Raw genomic sequence first — 657 nt, forward strand, 5'->3', positions numbered from 1 at the left:
AGAGGCTTCCGCAATAAAGAGCGGTTTGCCAATGCCATTTACTTCCATCTCGGCGGGTTGGATCTTTACCCTGATGGGATTACTAGATGATGGGCGCCCACTCAATCAGGGGAAGAGCCCTGAAAGATAACAACCTGGTCGGGCGGATCATCGAGGACTTTGCCAAGACCGGCCTGGTCGGAGAACCGAGCAATGCCCTGATGGGCTATCTGGCCTGTGTATCCCGCAAGTTGAACATACCGTTGGCCATCATCGTGCAATCGACCTCAGCGGCAGGCAAAAGCGCGTTGATGGATGCCGTGTTGAAACTGGTTCCGGAAGAGGATCGCGTGCATTACTCGGCGATGACCGGGCAGAGCCTGTTTTATCTGGGTGAAACTAACCTCAAGCACAAAATTCTTGGTATTGCTGAAGAGGAAGGGGTACGGCAAGCCGCTTATGCGCTGAAATTGCTACAAAGCCAAGGTGAACTGACCATTGCCAGCACCGGCAAAGATCCGCAAAGTGGCAAACTGGTGACCGAAGAGTACCGGGTCGAAGGCCCGGTGATGCTGTTTCTGACCACCACGGCCATCGACATTGATGAAGAGCTGCTCAATCGTTGTGTGGTGTTGAGTATCAACGAAAGCCGCGAGCAGACCGCCGCGATCCAGCAAC

1 protein-coding gene is annotated in these 657 nt (G+C 54.0%); it reads left to right on the forward strand.

Features of this window, described 5'->3' with window-relative positions; translation table 11 throughout:
* Window positions 1-86: 86 nt before the first annotated feature.
* Window positions 87-657 (forward strand): hypothetical protein (locus ACOCD2_RS24485; RefSeq protein ID WP_305801483.1); only part of this gene is annotated, 571 nt, incomplete at its 3' end.

The organism is Thiolapillus sp. (assembly GCF_048562965.1).
Lineage (GTDB): Bacteria > Pseudomonadota > Gammaproteobacteria > Chromatiales > Chromatiaceae > Thiolapillus > Thiolapillus brandeum_A.